This is a genomic window from Streptomyces sp. HM190 (assembly GCF_009857135.1).
GTDB lineage: Bacteria > Actinomycetota > Actinomycetes > Streptomycetales > Streptomycetaceae > Streptomyces > Streptomyces heilongjiangensis.
This window is the reverse complement of sequence record NZ_CP047318.1, coordinates 5,224,414-5,244,154: the sequence shown is the minus strand read 5'-3', so window position 1 is coordinate 5,244,154 and position 19,741 is coordinate 5,224,414. Positions and strand designations below refer to the sequence as shown.

The window sequence follows — 19,741 nt, the reverse complement described above, 5'->3', positions numbered from 1 at the left end:
CGACACAACCGCAGACATGCGACGGCCCCCGCCGGGACGGCAATCCCAGTGCGAGGGCCTGACCACCGAGGAAGAAGAAGGCTTCCCGATGGATACGCAGAACCCTAGCGCGCCCGCGCGCGCCCAGTCCCGGCTTGCCGACAACAAGCACCCGAACCGGCAGAGCCGCTCCGGCTCCAACGTCGGCGGTCTGGTCCACGACCACACCCGCCACACCACCCGCTTCACAGTGATCGGCAACCACCTCGCGCAGCACCCGGAGCTGTCGCTCCTGGCGATCGGGCTGGCCACCCACATCCAGTCGCTGCCGCAGAGCGCCCGCGTCGACATCAAGAGCCTCGCGGCCCGGTTCAAGGAAGGCGCGACCCGTATCGCGGCGGCGCTGCGCGAGCTGGAGACCCACGGCTACCTGCGCCGCGAACGCGTCCGCACGTCGGCGGGCCGCATCATCACCCGCACGATCTCCTGCAACCAGCCCGGCCGCAGCCGCAGCCACGCGGGGGACGAGCCCGTACCCCCGGCGCACGCGCCCCGGAAGAAGAAGGCTCCCCGCAAGCCCCTCCCAGGCGTCCCCCGACCCTCCTACCCCTCCCCCGCCCTCCTCCAGACCGCGACCGACCTCCTCGCCGACCTGCGCCGCACGGACCCCCGCCTCCTCCTCTCGGCCTGCGACACCGACCACCTCGCCCCGGGCGTGGCCGCCTGGCTGGAGCGCGACCTCGGCCCCACGGCCGTACGCCACGCCCTGACCAGCGACCTCCCGTCGGAGCCGATCCACCGCCCGGCCGCCCTCCTGGCCCACCGCCTCACGGCCCAGCTGCCGCCCCCGCCCCCGTTCCGGGCGCCCGCAACGCCACCGGCCGTCCGGGTCCAGTACGCGATGACGAACTGCGACGGCTGCGACCGAGGCTTCCGAGGACCGAAGGGCAGCCGCTGCCGCGACTGCCGGGCCGAGCCCACTCCCGACCTCACGGAGGCCGCCTAGCATGAACGTGACGATCCTTGCCCCCGGGCACAGACGACGAGGAGCGAGCGCCATGACCATCGCCCCGGACGACGCACAGCACGGCTCCTCCCACGTCTACCAGGCCATGCGGGACTTCGTTCAGTCGATGGACGACACCCTCCCCGGGAAATTCGAGATCACCAAGGAAGGGATCGTCCACGACATGATGGCGCCCGTCGGACCGCACGAACTCACCGTGCTGCGCCTACGAAAGCGCCTGGAAAAGGCGATGCCGGAAGAGATCGTGGCCCATACGGGTGAGCCGGACGTGGAGGGCGAAGCCGAAGGCATCATGCGACGCCCCGACGTGATGGTGATCGCCGAAGCCGACATGGAGGTCGAGGGAGCCTTCGATCCCCTCACGATTCACGCCGCCGTAGAGGTCGTTTCCCGTTCCAACCCCGACAACGACTGGGTCACCAAGATGCGCGACTACCCGCTGCTCGGCATCCCCGTGTACGCGGTGTTCGACCCCCGCAGCGGCGAAGGCGCCGTCCTCACGGACATCCACTCCACCCCGGACGGCCCCCGCTACGCGACCCGCAAGGACTTCGTCTACGGCGAGGACGTCACCATCGCCGACTGGACCATCTCCACGGAGGACCTCCCCCGCTACCCGGACCCGGAGAAGGGCTGAGGGCGACGCCGGTCACCTCCCCGCCGCCAGCCCCTCCCGCAGCGCCTCGTACGCCGGCTTGCGGCCGTACGTCTCGTCCATCGGGGTCGCCGAGCCCTGGCCCTCGAAGACGCCCGGCACCCAGGAGTACTTGTCGGTGAAGCCCCACACGGTGAAGGACCTGCAGCTCCGGGCACCCAGGCAGGCGTCCAGCAGGCGGCGGTAGTAGCTCGCCTGGGTCGCCTGCTTCGTCTCGTCGACCGGCAGGATCATCCGCACGTCGACCTCGGTGAACGCGGTCTGCATCCCCAGCGCCCCGAAGCGGGCGAGGTTCTCGGCGACCTGTCCCGGGAAGCCGTACTGGATCGCGAGGTGGCCCTGGATGCCGAAGCCCTGGACGGGGACGCCCTCGGCACGCAGCCGCTTCGCCAGTTCGTAGTAGGCGGTGGACTTCGCGTTGACGCCCTCGACGTTGTAGTCGTTGAGGAACAGCTTCGCCTTCGGGTCGGCCGCGTGGGCCCAGCGGAACGCGTCCGCGATGTAGGAGGGGCCCAGCTCACGCAGCCAGATCGAGTTGCGCAGGCTGCCGTCCTCCTCGAAGACCTCGTTCACCACGTCCCACTGCTGGATCTTCCCCTTGTACCGCCTCACCTCGGCGGTGATGTGGTCGCGCAGGATGCCGCGCAGCTCCGCCGCGTCGATCGAGCCGTCCTCCACCCCGCTGGTCAGCCACGCCGGCAGCTGGCTGTGCCAGACCAGGGTGTGGCCGCGGACCACCTGGCCGTGCGCCCGCGCGAAGCGGACCAGGTCGTCCGCCGGCTTCCAGTTGTGGACGCCCCGCTCGGGCTCCACCGACTCCCACTTCATGACGTTCTCGGCCGTGACGGAGTTGTAGTCGCGGATCGTCGTCCCGCGGTACGTCCGGTCGTCCGCGAGCGCCGTCATGTCCACGGCTGTCCCGATGCGTACGCCCGCGCGATCGGCCAGCGCGCGCAGCGACGGTCCGTGCCCTCCCGCACTCGCCGACGCCGGCTGCACGGCCACCACCGTGGACAGCAGTGTCCCGGCGGCCAGCGCGAGCGCGGGCAGGCGGAAGCGGTTGATGTGCCTCATGCGTGGTTCCTCTCTCGGTTCCGGCTCTCTCAGCCCGGCGGTCGGATACGACGGCATCCGGGCCAGACGGTCAGCGGGACCACGGCCGTCAGACCCGTCGGCTCTCCAGCGGCCCCAGATACGTCGGCGTCAGCCCACCCGTGTCGATCACCAGACGCTGGAGGATCACCGTCGGGTCGACCATCCAGAACGTCAGGCGCCGCACACCGGGCCCGGCGACCGTGTGCCGGGTCGCCGTCACGTTCACGTTGTCGGAGGTGTGGCGCGCCCACTGCCTGTTCATGAGCCCGTCGTCGGCGCCGGTAACGGCGTGGATGTCGACGACCTGGGGTTCCGCGTCGTCGAAGGAGACCGCGTAGCGCAGGCCGCCCGTCGCCAGGGCGGGGTTCCGCGGTGAGACGTACGCCCACACCGTCACCTCGCCGCCCGCCGGCACCGACACCAGGCCCACCTCGTACTCCAGGCGCGGCCCGGCCCCACCCGGTGTCTGCCGCGCCGCCGTCACCGGCCACGGGGTCATCCCCGCGCCCGTACGGCCGATCCGCTCGACGCGCCGCCACCGCACCCGGCCGCCGGACGCGCCCACGGCCCGCACAGGGTGCTCCGCGTCGATCGCGACGTACCCGCCCGCCTCGACGAACCCCCGCAGCGCCCGCGCCTGCCGCGCCGGCGGCTTCTCGGCGACCGCCTTCACCGTCACAGACGCCCCGGCCCCGCTCACCGTCAGCGCCCCCTCCGCGCCGCCGGCCGGCACCCGCGCCCAGTCCACCCGCACGGCCACCCTGACCTGCTGGTCGACCCGGCCGCGCGCCCGGTCCACGACCAGCCACGGCACCGACGGTTCCACGCGGTACGAGAAGGGCGTACGGCCCCGGTTGAAGACCTCGACGTACTGCCGGGGCCGCGTCTGGTACGGGCTGAACACCGGCAGCACGGCCGCCGCGCCGGACGCGCCGCCCGGCCACCACAGCCCGCGATCGTCCGCCCCGTCCACGGAGACGCCCAGCTCCGCCGCCTCCGGCACCTCGATCCGCCGCACCTTGGGGAAGATCTCGTCCGGCAGCGCCTGGTGGTCCTTCTCCGGCTGCTGCCATCCGGCGTTGGGGCCGTAGCGTTCGACGTCCCCGTACCCGATGTGCGGCTGGGTCTGGAAGCCGCGCCACTTCCCGCCGGCGACCTCGGTGTTGAAGCGGTCGGCGAGGGCGAAGTCCCTGGCCAGTCCCGCCTCCGCGGCGGCCGCCCGGTCGTTCGTCGCCGCCCGCCCCTGCCGCGCGTACAGCAGGTTCTCGAACTCGTCCTGCCGTAACCCGTACAGGTTCGCCGTCGCCAGCACCGGGTAGCCGACCAGCTCGAACCACGCGTCCTGGACGCCGGCCGGCACCTTGCGGCCCAGCCGCTCCGTCCGCCGGGCCAGCGCGCGCCACTCCTCGGTGACGCGCTCCAGCTCGCGGTGGCCGAAGAAGAAGGGCGTCTCCTGGTCGTCGTAGACGATCGCCCGCTCGTCCTTCGTCGGGTCCTTCGACGGGTCGAGGGTGATCCGCCGGTTCAGCAGCTCGGGCTTGCGGCGGGCCTGCAGCTGCCCGTACGCGCTCAGCACCTCGGCGATCTCGGCGGCGAACCGCCCGCCGAAGTTCTGCCGGGCGAACCCCCGCTCCCACTCCTCCAGGTTCTCCAGACCCCAACGCCCCGGCCGCCAGGCGTAGTTCAGGAAGAACTCCGTGGGCAGCTCGTTGCCCTTCAGGTCGCCGACGTTCGCCACCCACAGGCCGTGGTTGCCGTAGGCGTCGGCCTCGTGGAGCTGCTCCCAGAGGTTGGCGAGGTTCGTGGTGTCGACCCACTTGTAGTTGCGGCCGACGCCCACGTAGTCGAAGTGGTAGTACAACCCGTAGCCCCCGGCACGGGGCTCCCGTGGGTCGGGGTGCTTACGGATGTTCCCCCAGTTGTCGTCCGTCAGGACGACCGTCACGTCGTCCGGCGCCCTGAGGCCCCGGTCCCAGTACCGCTGGACCTCCTTGTAGAGGGTCCACACCTGCGGGGTCTCGTCCGCCGGCCTGCCGGTCACCTCCTCGATGATCCGGCGCTGCGTCGCGATGATCTCCGTCATCAGCTCGATGCCGTCGCCGTCGGGCAGGCTCGTGTCACCGTTCCCGCGCATCCCCAGGGTGACGACGCCCTCGAAGTCCTCGTCGACCATGCGCCGGATGCCGTCGCGCCAGTAGGCCCGGACGGCCTCGGCGTTGCGCCGGTACGACCACTCCCCGGTGCCGCCGTAGGGGTCGCGGCCGGGGGTCACGATCGCCCCGGAGGAGTCCCTGACCGCGGGTACGGCGTGGCGGTTCCACTCCTCGATGCCCCGCATCATGGGCGCCTCGTGAGACGTGCCCATGACAATCCCGTATGCCTTGGCACGCGCGTGGTTCTCCGGGTCGTCCTCGGCGAACGCCCTCCCCCACACCGCCGGCCAGACGTAGTTCCCCTTCAGCCGGAGCAGCACCTCGAAGACCTTGGCCCAGAAGTCGGCGGTGAACCCGCCGGGGTACCCGGGCGCCTTGCCGGGACCGAAGAACGCCGGCGCCCAGGTCCCGAGCGCCGGGTTCTCGTCGTTGATGAAGACCCCCCGGTACTTCACCACCGGCGTGCCCTGGCTGTACCGGCCCGGCAGGACGTACACCTCGTCCCGGCGCGCCGGCGGCACGTCGTCCCACCAGTACCAGGGGGAGACCCCGATGCCGTACGACACGTCGTACACCCCGAAGATCGTGCCGCGCGGATCGCTGCCCGCGACCACGAACGCCCGCTCCACCCCGGGCATCGGCCGCTCCACGACCGTCTGCAACGAGGTCTCCCACTTCCCCCGCACCCCCCGGACGTCGAGTTTCCCCGACGCCACTAGCCCGTCGATCAACGGACTCCGCCCGATGGTCCCCACCAGGACCACCTCACGGCCCATCGAATCCCCCGGCCGCACCCCCGTGACCCGCTCGATGTCGTCCCGCAGATCCCCTGCCACCCGTACGACTCCGGGATGATCCTCGGGACTGACCACGACCGGCGCCCCGACCAGCGCGAACGCGCCGGGGGCCGGGGTGAAGGACAGATACGCCCCCGCGTCCGTCACCCGCAGCTCCCCGGCGCCGCCGCCGACCGCGGAACCGTCGTCCGCCGACGCGGCCCCCGGCAGCGCGGGGCCCACGGCGATCCCCGCACCCACTCCCAGAACGGTTCTACGGCTGACGTCCGCGGACATGCCACACTCCTCGACCGGTCGTCCCGAACCCGGGATTTGCTCAGCGACATGACAAATGGTGGAGGGAGTGAAGCGAGGGGACAACGGGTCGCGCGCGTCGAATAGTTTCGAGGGCGGGAAAGCGCCGCGCCCGGCCTCCCCGGCGCCACGGCCACGACGACGGCGGGGGCGCCGAGGACGCCGAGGACGCCGAGGACGAACGTGCCATCGGGCCGGCCCCGGCACAGCGAAAGGGCCCGTACGACCGAAGTCGTACGGGCCCTTCGTGGAGCTCGTGCTGGAGCTACCAGGTCAGATCAACGGACTCACTTGTTGATCTTGGTGACCTGGCCGGCGCCCACGGTCCGGCCACCCTCACGGATGGCGAACTTCAGGCCCTCTTCCATGGCGACGGGCTGGATGAGCTCGACCTTCATCTCCGTGTTGTCGCCCGGCATGACCATCTCCGTGCCCTCGGGGAGGGTCACAACACCGGTCACGTCAGTCGTACGGAAGTAGAACTGCGGACGGTAGTTGTTGAAGAACGGCGTGTGGCGGCCACCCTCGTCCTTGGACAGGATGTAGGCCTGGGCCTCGAACTCGGTGTGCGGGGTGACCGAACCCGGCTTGATGATGACCTGGCCGCGCTCGACGTCCTCGCGCTTGATGCCACGGAGGAGCAGACCGACGTTCTCACCGGCCTGGCCCTCGTCGAGCAGCTTGCGGAACATCTCGATGCCGGTGACCGTGGTGGTGGTCTTCTCGGTCTTGATGCCGATGATGTCGACGGTCTCGTTGACCTTGAGGACACCACGCTCGATACGGCCGGTGACGACCGTACCGCGACCGGTGATGGTGAAGACGTCCTCGATCGGCATCAGGAACGGCTTGTCGACGTCGCGCTCCGGCTCCGGGATGGCGGAGTCGACGGCGTCCATCAGGTCCAGGACCGACTGGCCCCACTCCTTGTCGCCCTCGAGCGCCTTGAGCGCCGAGACCTTGACGACCGGCAGGTCGTCGCCCGGGAACTCGTACTCGGAGAGGAGCTCACGCACCTCGAGCTCGACGAGCTCCAGGATCTCCTCGTCGTCCACCATGTCGGCCTTGTTCAGGGCGACGACGATGTACGGAACGCCGACCTGGCGGGCCAGGAGCACGTGCTCCTTGGTCTGCGGCATCGGGCCGTCAGTGGCGGCGACCACGAGGATGGCGCCGTCCATCTGGGCAGCACCGGTGATCATGTTCTTGATGTAGTCGGCGTGACCCGGGCAGTCGACGTGCGCGTAGTGACGCGACTCGGTCTGGTACTCGACGTGCGCGATGGAGATGGTGATACCGCGCTGGCGCTCCTCAGGAGCCTTGTCGATCTGGTCGAAGGCCGAGGCCTCGTTCAGGTCCGGGTACTTGTCGTGCAGCACCTTGGTAATGGCGGCCGTGAGGGTCGTCTTACCGTGGTCGATGTGACCGATGGTGCCGATGTTGACGTGGGGCTTAGTCCGCTCGAACTTCGCCTTCGCCACGGGGTCCTCCTGTGGAGTGGTTCTGAACGCCTTGCTTCATCGGCGCCAGGTGATCTTTGCTGGAAAGCCCGGGCCCCGGGGTCAAACATCCGCGTTCGCGGGGGTTTGACCCCGTAAGGCTCCGGAGTCAAGCCTAAGGGCTGGAACTCGGCTGAGTTACTCGCCCTTGGCCTTCGCGATGATCTCCTCGGCGACGTTCCGCGGAACCTCGGCGTAGGAGTCGAACTGCATGGAGTAGCTGGCGCGGCCGGACGTCTTGCTGCGCAGGTCGCCGACGTAGCCGAACATCTCCGAGAGGGGCACGAGGCCCTTCACGACACGGGCACCGGCCCGCTCCTCCATGGCCTGGATCTGGCCACGGCGGGAGTTGATGTCGCCGATGACCTCACCCATGTAGTCCTCGGGCGTGGTGACCTCGACGGCCATCATGGGCTCGAGCAGCACGGGGCTGGCCTTGCGCGCGGCCTCCTTGAAGGCCTGCGAACCGGCGATCTTGAACGCCAGCTCGGAGGAGTCGACCTCGTGGTAGCCACCGTCGATCAGGGTGACGCGCACGCCGGTCATCTCGTAACCGGCGAGGATGCCGAACTGCATGGCCTCCTGCGCACCGGCGTCCACCGAAGGGATGTACTCCTTCGGGATGCGGCCACCGGTCACCTTGTTCACGAACTCGTACGAGGCGTCGCCGCCCTCGATCGGCTCGATCGCGATCTGCACCTTGGCGAACTGGCCGGTACCACCAGTCTGCTTCTTGTGCGTGTAGTCGACGCGCTCGACGGCCTTGCGGATCGTCTCGCGGTAGGCGACCTGCGGCTTGCCGACGTTGGCCTCGACCTTGAACTCACGGCGCATACGGTCGACCAGCACCTCGAGGTGCAGCTCGCCCATGCCGCCGATGATGGTCTGGCCGGTCTCCTCGTCGGAGTGGACCTGGAAGGAGGGGTCCTCCTCGGCCAGGCGCTGGATCGCGACGCCGAGCTTCTCCTGGTCGCCCTTCGACTTGGGCTCGATGGCGACCTGGATGACCGGGGCCGGGAAGTCCATGGACTCCAGGATCACCGGCTGCTTGTCGTCGGCCAGCGTCTCACCGGTGGTGGTCTGCTTCAGGCCCATGACGGCGACGATGTCGCCGGCGCCCACCGAGTCGATCTCCTCACGCTTGTTCGCGTGCATGCGGTAGATCTTGCCGATGCGCTCCTTCTTGCCCTTGACGGAGTTCAGCACGGCGGTGCCGGACTCCAGGCGACCGGAGTAGATCCGGACGAAGGTGAGCTTGCCGAGGTGCGGGTCGCTCATGATCTTGAACGCCAGCGCGGACAGCGGCTCGTCGTCGGACGGCTTGCGCTTGATGACCTCTTCCGGGTCGTTGACGGCGTGGCCCTCGATGGCCTCGACGTCAAGCGGCGTCGGGAGGTAGCGCACGACCGCGTCGAGCAGGGGCTGGACGCCCTTGTTCTTGAACGCGGTGCCGCAGAACACCGGGGTGACCGTGGTGTCCTTGGACTTGCCGGAGGCGATGGTGATGCGACGGATCGCCGCGTACAGCTGCTCCTCGGAGGGCTCCTCGCCCTCCAGGTACAGCTCCATCAGCTCCTCGTCGTTCTCGGCGACGGCCTCGAGCAGCTTGCCGCGCCATTCCTCGGCGGCCTCGGTGTGCGTGGCCGGGATGTCGACGACGTCGTACATCTCGCCCTTGGCTGCCTCGGCGGACCACACGAGCGCCTTCATGCGGACCAGGTCCACGACGCCCTTGAAGTCGGCCTCAGCGCCGATGGGGAGCTGCATGACGAGCGGCTGGGCGCCCAGGCGGTCCGAGATCATGTCCACGCAGCGGTGGAACTCGGCGCCGGTGCGGTCCAGCTTGTTGACGAAGCAGATGCGGGGCACGCCGTAACGGTCGGCCTGACGCCACACCGTCTCGGACTGCGGCTCCACGCCGGCAACGCCGTCGAACACCGTCACGGCGCCGTCGAGGACGCGGAGCGAACGCTCCACCTCGACGGTGAAGTCGACGTGACCCGGGGTGTCGATGATGTTGATGGTGTGGTCGACGCCCTCAAGCGGCCAGTGACAGGTGGTGGCAGCAGAGGTGATCGTGATGCCACGCTCCTGCTCCTGCTCCATCCAGTCCATGGTGGCAGCGCCGTCGTGGACCTCACCGATCTTGTAGCTGACGCCGGTGTAGAAGAGGATCCGCTCGGTGGTGGTCGTCTTGCCCGCGTCGATGTGGGCCATGATCCCGATGTTGCGGACCCTGGCCAGGTCAAGTGAAGTGGTAGCCATAAGGCTTCGGTCTTCTCTCGGTCTCGATGGGGTCTGCGACTACCAGCGGTAGTGCGCGAAGGCCTTGTTGGACTCGGCCATCTTGTGGGTGTCCTCGCGCTTCTTCACAGCGGCACCGAGGCCGTTGGACGCGTCGAGAAGCTCGTTGAGCAGACGCTCGGTCATCGTCTTCTCGCGACGGGCGCGGGAGTAACCGACGAGCCAGCGCAGCGCGAGCGTGTTGGCACGACCGGGCTTGACCTCGATCGGGACCTGGTACGTCGCACCACCGACACGGCGGGACTTGACCTCGAGGGTCGGCTTGATGTTCTCCAGAGCGCGCTTCAGCGTGATGATCGGGTCGTTGCCCGTCTTCTCACGCAGGCCCTCCATGGCGCCGTAGACGATGCGCTCGGCGGTGGAGCGCTTGCCGTTCAGCAGCACCTTGTTGATGAGCGACGTGACAAGAGGAGAACCGTAGACCGGGTCGATGATGACCGGGCGCTTCGGGGCGGGGCCCTTACGAGGCATTCTTACTTCTCCTTCTTGGCGCCGTAGCGGCTGCGGGCCTGCTTGCGGTTCTTGACACCCTGGGTGTCGAGCGAACCGCGGATGATCTTGTAGCGAACACCCGGCAGGTCCTTCACACGGCCACCACGCACGAGCACGATGGAGTGCTCCTGCAGGTTGTGTCCCTCACCCGGAATGTAAGCGGTAACCTCGATCCCGCTGGTCAGACGCACACGCGCGACCTTACGCAGGGCCGAGTTCGGCTTCTTCGGGGTGGTCGTGAACACACGCGTGCAGACGCCGCGGCGCTGAGGGGAACCCTCGAGTGCGGGCGTCTTGTTCTTCTCGACCTTGTCCTGCCGGCCCTTGCGGACCAGCTGCTGGATCGTAGGCACTACTTCTCCGGTTTCTGTGTGCCGAATGGTGAAGCTAACCCGGAACATCTCCGACCCACGCGGTCGGGTGTGTCGAATACTGCGGGTTCCCGCCGCAAGGCAGAAGAGCGCAGATCACGGCGGCCGCTTACGGCTCCCACCTGTGCGGTTCAAAGGCACGCACGAGAGCCAGGGCACACCCCAGGCACAAGGTCTGAGCGTACCTATCGCATTCGCTACGGTCAAAACAAATGGGTACAGGCTGTGCGGGGCCGGCACGGGGGCCCTGGCGACGGGTGGCCGGCGGCCCGCCGGGCGCCTCAGCCGGGGCGGGGAGTCCCACCCGACAAGGCCCGGGGCGGGACGGCCGTTCGCCGTGCCACCCCAGGGGCAGTACGGCGGTGCGGCGGGGGCCGTCACCCGGCAGGTCCGCCCGGCGGGCCGCCAGGAGCCGCTCTCCCGCGCCGGGGAGGACCTTCCGCCGAGGGTAGGGCCGCGGGTTCGGCCGGGCAGCGACCCCGCGCCACCGGCGCTTCTCGGCCCCTCAGGAGCCCTCCACCCAGCCGTCCTCAGGCACCGCTCTCCGAGGCCACCCCGGCGATGATCATGATGGCGATGAAGAAGGCCCAGCCGGCCACCGAGAGCCAGCCGAGGATGAGGCCCGCCAGGGCGAAGCCCTCGCCGCCCTCACCGGTGCGCTTGATCTCGGAGCGGGCGGTGTGGCCGAGGATCACGGCCGGGATACCGGTGAGCCCCATGGTCATGGTGGTGAGCACGCCGCACACCATCGCGCCGACGGCCTTGCCGTTGGTGGGCGGGGGCAGGACGGGAGCGGGCATGAACGTACGCGGGACCATCGGCTGCATCACGGGCATGGCACTCGGCTGCATGGCCGAGGGCCCCTGCGGCAGGTCGGCGACCAGAAGCGCCAACTCGCCCACCGTACGCGCCGTGTAGGCCCGCTCGATGCGCTTCTCGTACTCGTCCTGCTGGAGGCGGCCCTCACTGAAACCGGCCCGCAGGACATCCACGGCACGCTCACGGTCGGCATGGGCGGCAAGCAGCGACGGACTACTGCCCTGCGCCTGCCACGGCATCGGCTGCCACGACGGGTTCGACACGAGAAACACTCCCCCGGACTGGTTGTGCCTCCAATGATGCTCCAACGCACGGCCCCCGGCACGGGTTCCCCGTCACCGGTTCTGTTTCGTTTCCGCTACCAGTGTCCCGGTTCGTCGACCGAACGCCGAGGGGCGCCCACCCCCGAACGGAGTGGGCGCCCCTCAGTGGACGTACGCCTTACTGGTTGTACGGACCGTAGTCGTAGTCCTCCAGCGGGACGGCCTGGCCGGAGCCCGTGCCGAACGGCGAGTAGTCGATGTCGTCGTAGCCGACGGCCGAGTACATCGCGGCCTTGGCCTCCTCGGTCGGCTCGACCCGGATGTTGCGGTAGCGGGACAGACCCGTACCGGCCGGGATGAGCTTACCGATGATGACGTTCTCCTTGAGGCCGATCAGCGAGTCGGACTTGGCGTTGATCGCCGCGTCCGTGAGGACTCGCGTCGTCTCCTGGAAGGACGCCGCCGACAGCCAGGACTCCGTGGCCAGCGAGGCCTTGGTGATACCCATGAGCTGCGGACGACCGGAGGCCGGGTGACCGCCCTCCTGGACCACACGACGGTTCTCGGTCTCGAACTTCGAGCGCTCGACCAGCTCGCCGGGCAGCAGCTCGGCGTCGCCGGACTCGATGATCGTCACGCGGCGGAGCATCTGCCGGATGATGATCTCGATGTGCTTGTCGTGGATCGACACACCCTGCGAGTTGTACACCTTCTGGACCTCGCCGACCAGGTGGACCTGGACGGCACGCTGACCCAGGATGCGCAGCACGTCGTGCGGGTTGGTGGCACCCACGGTGAGCTTCTGGCCCACCTCGACGTGCTCGCCCTCGCTGACCAGGAGTCGGGCGCGCTTCGAGATCGGGTAGGCCGTCTCGTCGCTGCCGTCGTCCGGCGTGATGACGATCTTCTTGGTCTTCTCGGTCTCCTCGATGCGGACGCGACCGGCCGCCTCGGAGATCGGGGCGACACCCTTCGGGGTACGGGCCTCGAAGAGCTCGACGACACGCGGCAGACCCTGCGTGATGTCGTCACCGGCCACACCACCGGTGTGGAAGGTACGCATCGTCAGCTGGGTACCGGGCTCACCGATGGACTGGGCGGCGATGATGCCGACCGCCTCACCGATGTCGACCAGCTTGCCGGTGGCCAGGGAGCGGCCGTAGCACATGGCGCACGTGCCGACCTTGGACTCACAGGTCAGGATCGAGCGGGTCTTGACCTCCTCGACACCGTGGTGCACGAGCTGGTCGATGAGCACGTCACCGAGGTCCACGTTGGCCGGCGCGATCACCTTGCCGTCGATGACGACGTCCTCGGCGAGCATGCGGGCGTAGACGCTGGTCTCGACGTCCTCGGCCTTGCGCAGGACACCGGTCTCGTCCTTCGAGGCGATCCGCAGCTTCAGACCGCGCTCGGTGCCGCAGTCCTCCTCGCGGATGATGACGTCCTGCGAGACGTCCACCAGACGACGGGTCAGGTAACCCGAGTCGGCGGTACGCAGGGCGGTGTCCGCCAGACCCTTACGGGCACCGTGCGTGGAGATGAAGTACTCCAGCACGGACAGGCCCTCACGGAACGAGGCCTTGATGGGACGCGGGATGGTCTCGTTCTTCGCGTTCGACACAAGACCACGCATACCGGCGATCTGACGCATCTGCATCATGTTGCCTCGTGCACCCGAGTTCACCATCATGAAGATCGGGTTGGTCTTCGGGAAGTTGTCGTTCATCGCCTCGGCGACCTCGTTGGTCGCCTTGGTCCAGATCGCGATGAGCTCCTGCGTGCGCTCGTCCTTGGTGATCAGACCGCGCTCGTACTGCTTCTGGACCTTCTCGTCCTGCGCCTCGTACCCGCGGACGATCTCCTTCTTCGCCTCGGGGACGACGACGTCGGAGATGGCCACGGTGACACCGGAACGGGTCGCCCAGTAGAAGCCGGCCGCCTTCAGGTTGTCGAGCGTCGCCGCCACGATGACCTTGGGGTAGCGCTCGGCGAGGTCGTTGACGATCTCGGAGAGCTGCTTCTTGCCGACCTCGTAGTCGACGAACGGGTAGTCCTCGGGCAGCAGCTCGTTGAAGAGCGCGCGGCCCAGCGTGGTCTTCAGGGTGAAGGTGTCACCCTGCTGCCACTCCGGCTCGCCCTCCTCGCGCGCCGGCGGGGTCCAGCCGCGCGGCGGGATGGTGCCCACCGGGAAGCGGATGTCCACGCGCGACTGCAGCGAGAGCTCGCCGGCGTCGAACGCCATGATCGCCTCGGCCACGGAGGAGAAGGAGCGGTCCTCGCCCTTCACGTTCCGCATCTCGCCGTCGGTGGTGAGGAAGAACAGACCGAGGACCATGTCCTGGGTCGGCATCGTCACCGGACGGCCGTCGGCCGGCTTGAGGATGTTGTTCGAGGACAGCATCAGGATGCGGGCCTCGGCCTGCGCCTCCGCGGACAGCGGCAGGTGCACGGCCATCTGGTCACCGTCGAAGTCCGCGTTGAACGCGGTGCAGACGAGCGGGTGGATCTGGATGGCCTTGCCCTCGACCAGCTGCGGCTCGAAGGCCTGGATGCCGAGGCGGTGCAGGGTGGGAGCACGGTTCAGCAGAACCGGGTGCTCGGCGATGACCTCTTCGAGGACGTCGTACACGACCGTACGGCCGCGCTCCACCATGCGCTTGGCGCTCTTGATGTTCTGCGCGTGGTTCAGGTCGACCAGGCGCTTCATCACGAACGGCTTGAACAGCTCCAGCGCCATCGCCTTCGGCAGACCGCACTGGTGCAGCTTCAGCTGCGGACCGACGACGATCACGGAACGCGCGGAGTAGTCCACACGCTTGCCGAGCAGGTTCTGGCGGAAACGGCCCTGCTTGCCCTTCAGCATGTCGCTGAGGGACTTCAGCGGGCGGTTGCCGGGACCGGTGACCGGGCGACCACGGCGACCGTTGTCGAAGAGAGCGTCAACGGCCTCCTGAAGCATGCGCTTCTCGTTGTTCACGATGATCTCGGGCGCGCCGAGGTCGAGAAGCCGCTTCAGTCGGTTGTTCCGGTTGATCACACGGCGGTACAGGTCGTTCAGGTCGGAGGTCGCGAAGCGGCCACCGTCCAGCTGCACCATCGGACGCAGGTCCGGCGGGATGACCGGCACGCAGTCGAGCACCATGCCCTTGGGGCTGTTGCTGGTCTGCAGGAACGCGGAGACGACCTTGAGGCGCTTGAGCGCGCGGGTCTTCTTCTGGCCCTTGCCGGTGCGGATGATCTCGCGGAGGCGCTCGGCCTCCTCGTCGAGGTCGAAGGACTCCAGGCGCTTCTGCAGCGCCGCGGCACCCATCGAACCGTCGAAGTACGTGCCGAAGCGGTCACGCAGCTCGCGGTAGAGGAGCTCGTCGCCCTCCAGGTCCTGGACCTTGAGGTTCTTGAACCGGGTCCACACCTCGTCGAGACGGTCGATCTCGCGCTGCGAACGGTCGCGCAGCTGCTTCATCTCACGCTCGGCGCCCTCGCGCACCTTGCGGCGCACGTCGGCCTTGGCGCCCTCGGCCTCCAGCTCGGCCAGGTCGGTCTCGAGCTTCTTGGCGCGGGCCTCCAGGTCGGCGTCCCGGCGGTTCTCGATCTGCTGCCGCTCGACGGAGACGTGCGCCTCCAGGGAGGGCAGGTCGCGGGTGCGGCGCTCCTCGTCGACGTACGTGATCATGTACGCCGCGAAGTAGATGACCTTCTCCAGGTCCTTCGGGGCGAGGTCGAGCAGGTAGCCCAGCCGCGACGGAACGCCCTTGAAGTACCAGATGTGGGTGACGGGAGCGGCCAGCTCGATGTGGCCCATCCGCTCGCGGCGCACCTTGGCGCGCGTGACCTCGACGCCACAACGCTCACAGATGATGCCCTTGAAGCGGACACGCTTGTACTTGCCGCAGTAGCACTCCCAGTCCCGGGTAGGACCGAAGATCTTCTCGCAGAAGAGTCCGTCCTTTTCGGGCTTCAGGGTGCGGTAGTTGATCGTCTCGGGCTTCTTGACCTCGCCGTGGCTCCACTGACGGATGTCGTCAGCGGTGGCCAGACCGATCCGGAGCTCGTCGAAGAAGTTGACGTCGAGCACTATGCGTCAATCCCTCTCAGGGTTGTAAGTCTTTGGTCTGATACGGGGGTCCTGGGGCCGGCCGGGCTCGTCACGAGCCCGGCCGAACTCCCGTCAGACCTCTTCGACGCTGCTCGGCTCGCGCCGGGACAGGTCGATGCCGAGCTCCTCCGCAGCGCGGAAGACGTCCTCGTCGGTGTCACGCATCTCGATGGACATACCGTCGCTGGACAGCACCTCCACGTTCAGGCAGAGAGACTGCATCTCCTTGATGAGCACCTTGAAGGACTCGGGGATGCCGGGCTCGGGGATGTTCTCGCCCTTGACGATGGCCTCGTAGACCTTCACGCGGCCGGTGACGTCGTCGGACTTGATGGTCAGCAGCTCCTGGAGGGCGTACGCGGCGCCGTACGCCTCCAGCGCCCACACCTCCATCTCACCGAAGCGCTGGCCACCGAACTGGGCCTTACCGCCCAGCGGCTGCTGGGTGATCATCGAGTACGGGCCGGTCGAGCGGGCGTGCAGCTTGTCGTCGACCAGGTGGTGCAGCTTGAGGATGTACATGTAGCCGACCGAGATCGGGTCCGGGAACGGCTCACCGCTACGGCCGTCGAACAGCCGCGCCTTGCCGGACGGGAGCACCATGCGCTCGCCGTCGCGGTTCGGGATGGTGTGCTGCAGCAGACCCGCCAGCTCGTCCTCACGGGCACCGTCGAAGACCGGGGTGGCGACGTTGGTGCCGGGAGCGACACTGTCGGCGCCGATGGCCTGCAGACGCTGGGCCCACTCGTCGGCGAGACCGGAGACGTCCCAGCCGCGGCTGGCGAGCCAGCCGAGGTGGATCTCCAGGACCTGTCCCGGGTTCATTCGGGACGGCACACCGAGCGGGTTGAGGATGATGTCGACCGGGGTGCCGTCCTCGAGGAAGGGCATGTCCTCGATCGGGAGGATCTTGGAGATGACACCCTTGTTGCCGTGACGGCCGGCGAGCTTGTCACCGTCGGTGATCTTGCGCTTCTGCGCGACGTAGACGCGCACCAGCTGGTTGACACCGGGGGGAAGCTCGTCGCCCTCCTCGCGGTCGAAGACGCGCACGCCGATGACCTTGCCGGTCTCGCCGTGCGGCACCTTCAGCGAGGTGTCACGGACCTCACGGGCCTTCTCACCGAAGATCGCGCGGAGCAGGCGCTCCTCGGGCGTCAGCTCGGTCTCACCCTTCGGGGTGACCTTGCCGACGAGGATGTCACCGGCGATGACCTCGGCGCCGATCCGGATGATGCCGCGCTCGTCGAGGTCGGCGAGGACCTCCTCGGAGACGTTCGGGATGTCCCGGGTGATCTCCTCGGGGCCGAGCTTGGTGTCACGGGCGTCGACCTCGTGCTCCTCGATGTGGATCGAGGAGAGGACGTCGTCCTGCACGAGGCGCTGCGACAGGATGATCGCGTCCTCGTAGTTGTGACCCTCCCACGGCATGAACGCCACGAGCAGGTTCTTGCCGAGCGCCATCTCACCGTTCTCGGTGGCGGGACCGTCGGCGAGGACCTGGCCCTCGATGATGCGGTCGCCCTCGTGGACGATGACCTTCTGGTTGACCGAGGTGCCCTGGTTGGAGCGGGCGAACTTGGCCAGGCGGTACGTGATGTACGTGCCGTCGTCGTTGGCGGTGGTGATGTAGTCCGCGGAGACCTCCTGGACCACACCGGCCTTCTCGGCCTTGACGACGTCGCCGGCGTCGACGGCGGAGCGGTACTCCATGCCGGTGCCGACGAGCGGGGCCTCCGCCTTGATGAGCGGAACGGCCTGGCGCATCATGTTCGCGCCCATGAGGGCACGGTTGGCGTCGTCGTGCTCGAGGAACGGGATCATGGCGGTCGCGACCGACACCATCTGGCGCGGCGAGACGTCCATGTAGTCCACGTCGTCACCGGCGACGTAGTCGACCTCGCCGCCACGACGGCGGACGAGCACGCGGTTCTCGGCGAAGCGCATGTCGTCGTTGAGCGTGGCGTTGGCCTGCGCGATGACGAAGCGGTCCTCCTCGTCGGCGGTCAGGTAGTCGACCTCGTCGGTGACCTGGCCCTCGACGACCTTGCGGTACGGCGTCTCCACGAAACCGAACGCGTTGACGCGGCCGTAGGAGGCGAGCGAACCGATCAGACCGATGTTCGGGCCTTCGGGGGTCTCGATCGGGCACATGCGGCCGTAGTGCGACGGGTGCACGTCACGGACCTCGAAGCCGGCCCGCTCACGCGACAGACCACCGGGACCCAGCGCCGAGAGACGACGCTTGTGCGTCAGCCCGGACAGCGGGTTGTTCTGGTCCATGAACTGCGAGAGCTGGCTGGTGCCGAAGAACTCCTTGATGGAGGCGACGACCGGCCGGATGTTGATCAGGGTCTGCGGCGTGATCGCCTCGACGTCCTGGGTGGTCATGCGCTCCCGGACGACGCGCTCCATACGCGCCAGACCCGTACGGACCTGGTTCTGGATGAGCTCGCCGACGCTGCGCAGACGACGGTTGCCGAAGTGGTCGATGTCGTCGGTCTCGACGACGATGTTCGTGCCGTTGTCCCCGGCGGTCTCGGTCTCGCCGGCGTGCAGCTTCACCAGGTACTTGATCGTCGAGATGATGTCCTCGACGGTCAGGATGCCCGCGTCCAGCGGGGCGTCCGCACCCAGCTTCTTGTTGACCTTGTAGCGGCCGACCTTCGCGAGGTCGTAGCGCTTGGGGTTGAAGTACAGGTTCTCCAGCAGCGTCTGCGCGGCCTCACGCGTGGGGGGCTCGCCCGGACGCAGCTTGCGGTAGATGTCGAGCAGCGCGTCGTCCTGGCCCTGGGTGTGGTCCTTCTCCAGGGTGGCGCGCATGGACTCGTACTCGCCGAACTCCTCCAGGATCTGCTCGGTGGTCCAACCGAGGGCCTTGAGGAGGACGGTCACGGACTGCTTGCGCTTGCGGTCGATGCGCACACCGACCATGTCGCGCTTGTCGATCTCCATCTCCAGCCAGGCGCCCCGGGACGGGATGATCTTGGCAGAGAAGATGTCCTTGTCGGACGTCTTGTCGATGGAGGAGTCGAAGTAGACACCGGGCGAACGGACGAGCTGCGACACCACGACACGCTCGGTGCCGTTGATGACGAAGGTGCCCTTGTTCGTCATGAGCGGGAAGTCGCCCATGAAGACCGTCTGGGACTTGATCTCGCCGGTCTCGTTGTTGGTGAACTCGGCCGTGACGAAGAGCGGGGCCGCGTACGTGAAGTCGCGCTCCTTGCACTCGTCGATGCTGTTCTTCGGCGGCTCGAAGCGGTGGTCGCGGAAGGTCAGCGACATCGACCCGGAGAAGTCCTCGATCGGGGAGATCTCCTCGAAGATCTCCTCCAGACCGGACTTGGTGGGGACGTCCTGTCCGTTCTCCAGAGCCTCCTCGACCCGACTCTGCCAAGCGGTGTTGCCGAGCAGCCAGTCGAAGCTCTCGGTCTGCAGCGCGAGCAGGTTGGGAACCTCGAGAGGCTCCTTGATCTTTGCAAAGGAGATGCGCAGCGGGGCGGTGCTGGCGCCGTTGTTCGTATTCGCGGTCGAGGCGTTGCGCGAGGCGGCCAAGAGGGGGTCCTTCCGAGGGCTCGGACTCACTACGCGCGTACCGGCCCCTCTCCTGCGCAAAGCGAACAGGCTGTTCCTGAACTGACAGATAAGGCCAGGTCAGGGATGGTCTCTTCGTCGATGCTCAAGTGAGGGCATGCCCCTGGTGACGGGCAGGGGACAGCTAACAGGCAGCGCAAAGGGTCAGTGTAGCCAGTTGGCACACTGATGTCCAGTGCGGGTTTTTCGAGACCCTCGTTGTTCTCGACACCTGCGCAAGCCCACGCCCTCAATGCACGTTGATACTGCCCTCTTCGCCGTCGATCCATGCCTCGGAGTTCGGATCGTTGTGACGAC

General features: G+C 68.0%; 11 protein-coding genes. 2 read left to right on the top strand and 9 right to left on the bottom strand.

All coding sequences use genetic code 11. The features are described 5' to 3' along the window. Positions 1-88 precede the first annotated feature (88 nt). Both GSY65_RS22410 and GSY65_RS22405 read left to right on the top strand, forming a co-directional pair. Positions 89-985 (top strand): helix-turn-helix domain-containing protein, encoded by an 897-nt coding sequence (locus tag GSY65_RS22410; RefSeq protein ID WP_159771684.1) that lies wholly within the window; start codon positions 89-91, stop codon positions 983-985. A 52-nt stretch (positions 986-1,037) separates the two neighbouring features. Beyond that, positions 1,038-1,643 (top strand): Uma2 family endonuclease, encoded by a 606-nt coding sequence (locus GSY65_RS22405; protein ID WP_159771681.1) that lies wholly within the window; start codon positions 1,038-1,040, stop codon positions 1,641-1,643. 12 nt (positions 1,644-1,655) lie between these two features. Here GSY65_RS22405 and GSY65_RS22400 read toward each other — a convergent pair whose 3' ends face one another. From GSY65_RS22400 to rpoB, 9 genes are all read right to left on the bottom strand, one after another. Next, the gene (locus tag GSY65_RS22400) at positions 1,656-2,735 is read right to left on the bottom strand and encodes an endo-1,4-beta-xylanase (RefSeq protein ID WP_159771678.1); all 1,080 of its coding nucleotides are present in this window, start codon (positions 2,733-2,735) and stop codon (positions 1,656-1,658) included. Positions 2,736-2,823: 88 nt separating this feature from the next. Further along, positions 2,824-5,982, bottom strand: coding sequence for a glycosyl hydrolase 115 family protein (locus GSY65_RS22395; protein WP_201452627.1), 3,159 nt, complete (start codon positions 5,980-5,982; stop codon positions 2,824-2,826). A 305-nt stretch (positions 5,983-6,287) separates the two neighbouring features. Beyond that, a complete protein-coding gene (tuf, locus tag GSY65_RS22390) occupies positions 6,288-7,481 on the bottom strand; it encodes an elongation factor Tu (protein WP_055537301.1) in 1,194 nt (397 codons plus the stop codon). Between the two features lie 156 nt (positions 7,482-7,637). Next, positions 7,638-9,764 (bottom strand): elongation factor G, encoded by a 2,127-nt coding sequence (gene fusA / locus GSY65_RS22385; protein WP_159771675.1) that lies wholly within the window; start codon positions 9,762-9,764, stop codon positions 7,638-7,640. A 39-nt stretch (positions 9,765-9,803) separates the two neighbouring features. After that, on the bottom strand, positions 9,804-10,274 hold the full coding sequence (rpsG, locus tag GSY65_RS22380; protein WP_003992340.1) for a 30S ribosomal protein S7: 471 nt from the start codon (positions 10,272-10,274) through the stop codon (positions 9,804-9,806). A 2-nt stretch (positions 10,275-10,276) separates the two neighbouring features. Then, positions 10,277-10,648 carry a 30S ribosomal protein S12 gene (gene rpsL / locus GSY65_RS22375; RefSeq protein ID WP_003948652.1) on the bottom strand — a complete coding sequence of 124 codons (372 nt, stop codon included), beginning with the start codon at positions 10,646-10,648 and terminating at the stop codon, positions 10,277-10,279. 548 nt (positions 10,649-11,196) lie between these two features. Next, entirely contained in the window at positions 11,197-11,748 is a 552-nt protein-coding gene (locus tag GSY65_RS22370; RefSeq protein ID WP_380967030.1) for a DUF1707 and DUF4190 domain-containing protein, read from the bottom strand. Positions 11,749-11,926: 178 nt separating this feature from the next. Then, positions 11,927-15,826, bottom strand: a complete 3,900-nt coding sequence (locus GSY65_RS22365) for a DNA-directed RNA polymerase subunit beta' (protein WP_159771672.1) — start codon at positions 15,824-15,826, stop codon at positions 11,927-11,929. A 93-nt stretch (positions 15,827-15,919) separates the two neighbouring features. Then, positions 15,920-19,405 carry a DNA-directed RNA polymerase subunit beta gene (gene rpoB / locus GSY65_RS22360; RefSeq protein ID WP_159771669.1) on the bottom strand — a complete coding sequence of 1,162 codons (3,486 nt, stop codon included), beginning with the start codon at positions 19,403-19,405 and terminating at the stop codon, positions 15,920-15,922. Between the last annotated feature and the right edge of the window lie 336 nt (positions 19,406-19,741).

What these genes read in the sequence shown, in the direction of transcription:
- GSY65_RS22405 (WP_159771681.1), top strand. Translation starts at nt 1,038, where the DNA reads ATGACCATCGCCCCGGACGACGCACAGCACGGCTCCTCCCACGTCTAC.
- GSY65_RS22400 (WP_159771678.1), bottom strand. Translation starts at nt 2,735, where the DNA reads ATGAGGCACATCAACCGCTTCCGCCTGCCCGCGCTCGCGCTGGCCGCC.
- GSY65_RS22395 (WP_201452627.1), bottom strand. Translation starts at nt 5,982, where the DNA reads ATGTCCGCGGACGTCAGCCGTAGAACCGTTCTGGGAGTGGGTGCGGGG.
- fusA (WP_159771675.1), bottom strand. Translation starts at nt 9,764, where the DNA reads ATGGCTACCACTTCACTTGACCTGGCCAGGGTCCGCAACATCGGGATC.
- GSY65_RS22410 (WP_159771684.1), top strand. Translation starts at nt 89, where the DNA reads ATGGATACGCAGAACCCTAGCGCGCCCGCGCGCGCCCAGTCCCGGCTT.
- rpsG (WP_003992340.1), bottom strand. Translation starts at nt 10,274, where the DNA reads ATGCCTCGTAAGGGCCCCGCCCCGAAGCGCCCGGTCATCATCGACCCG.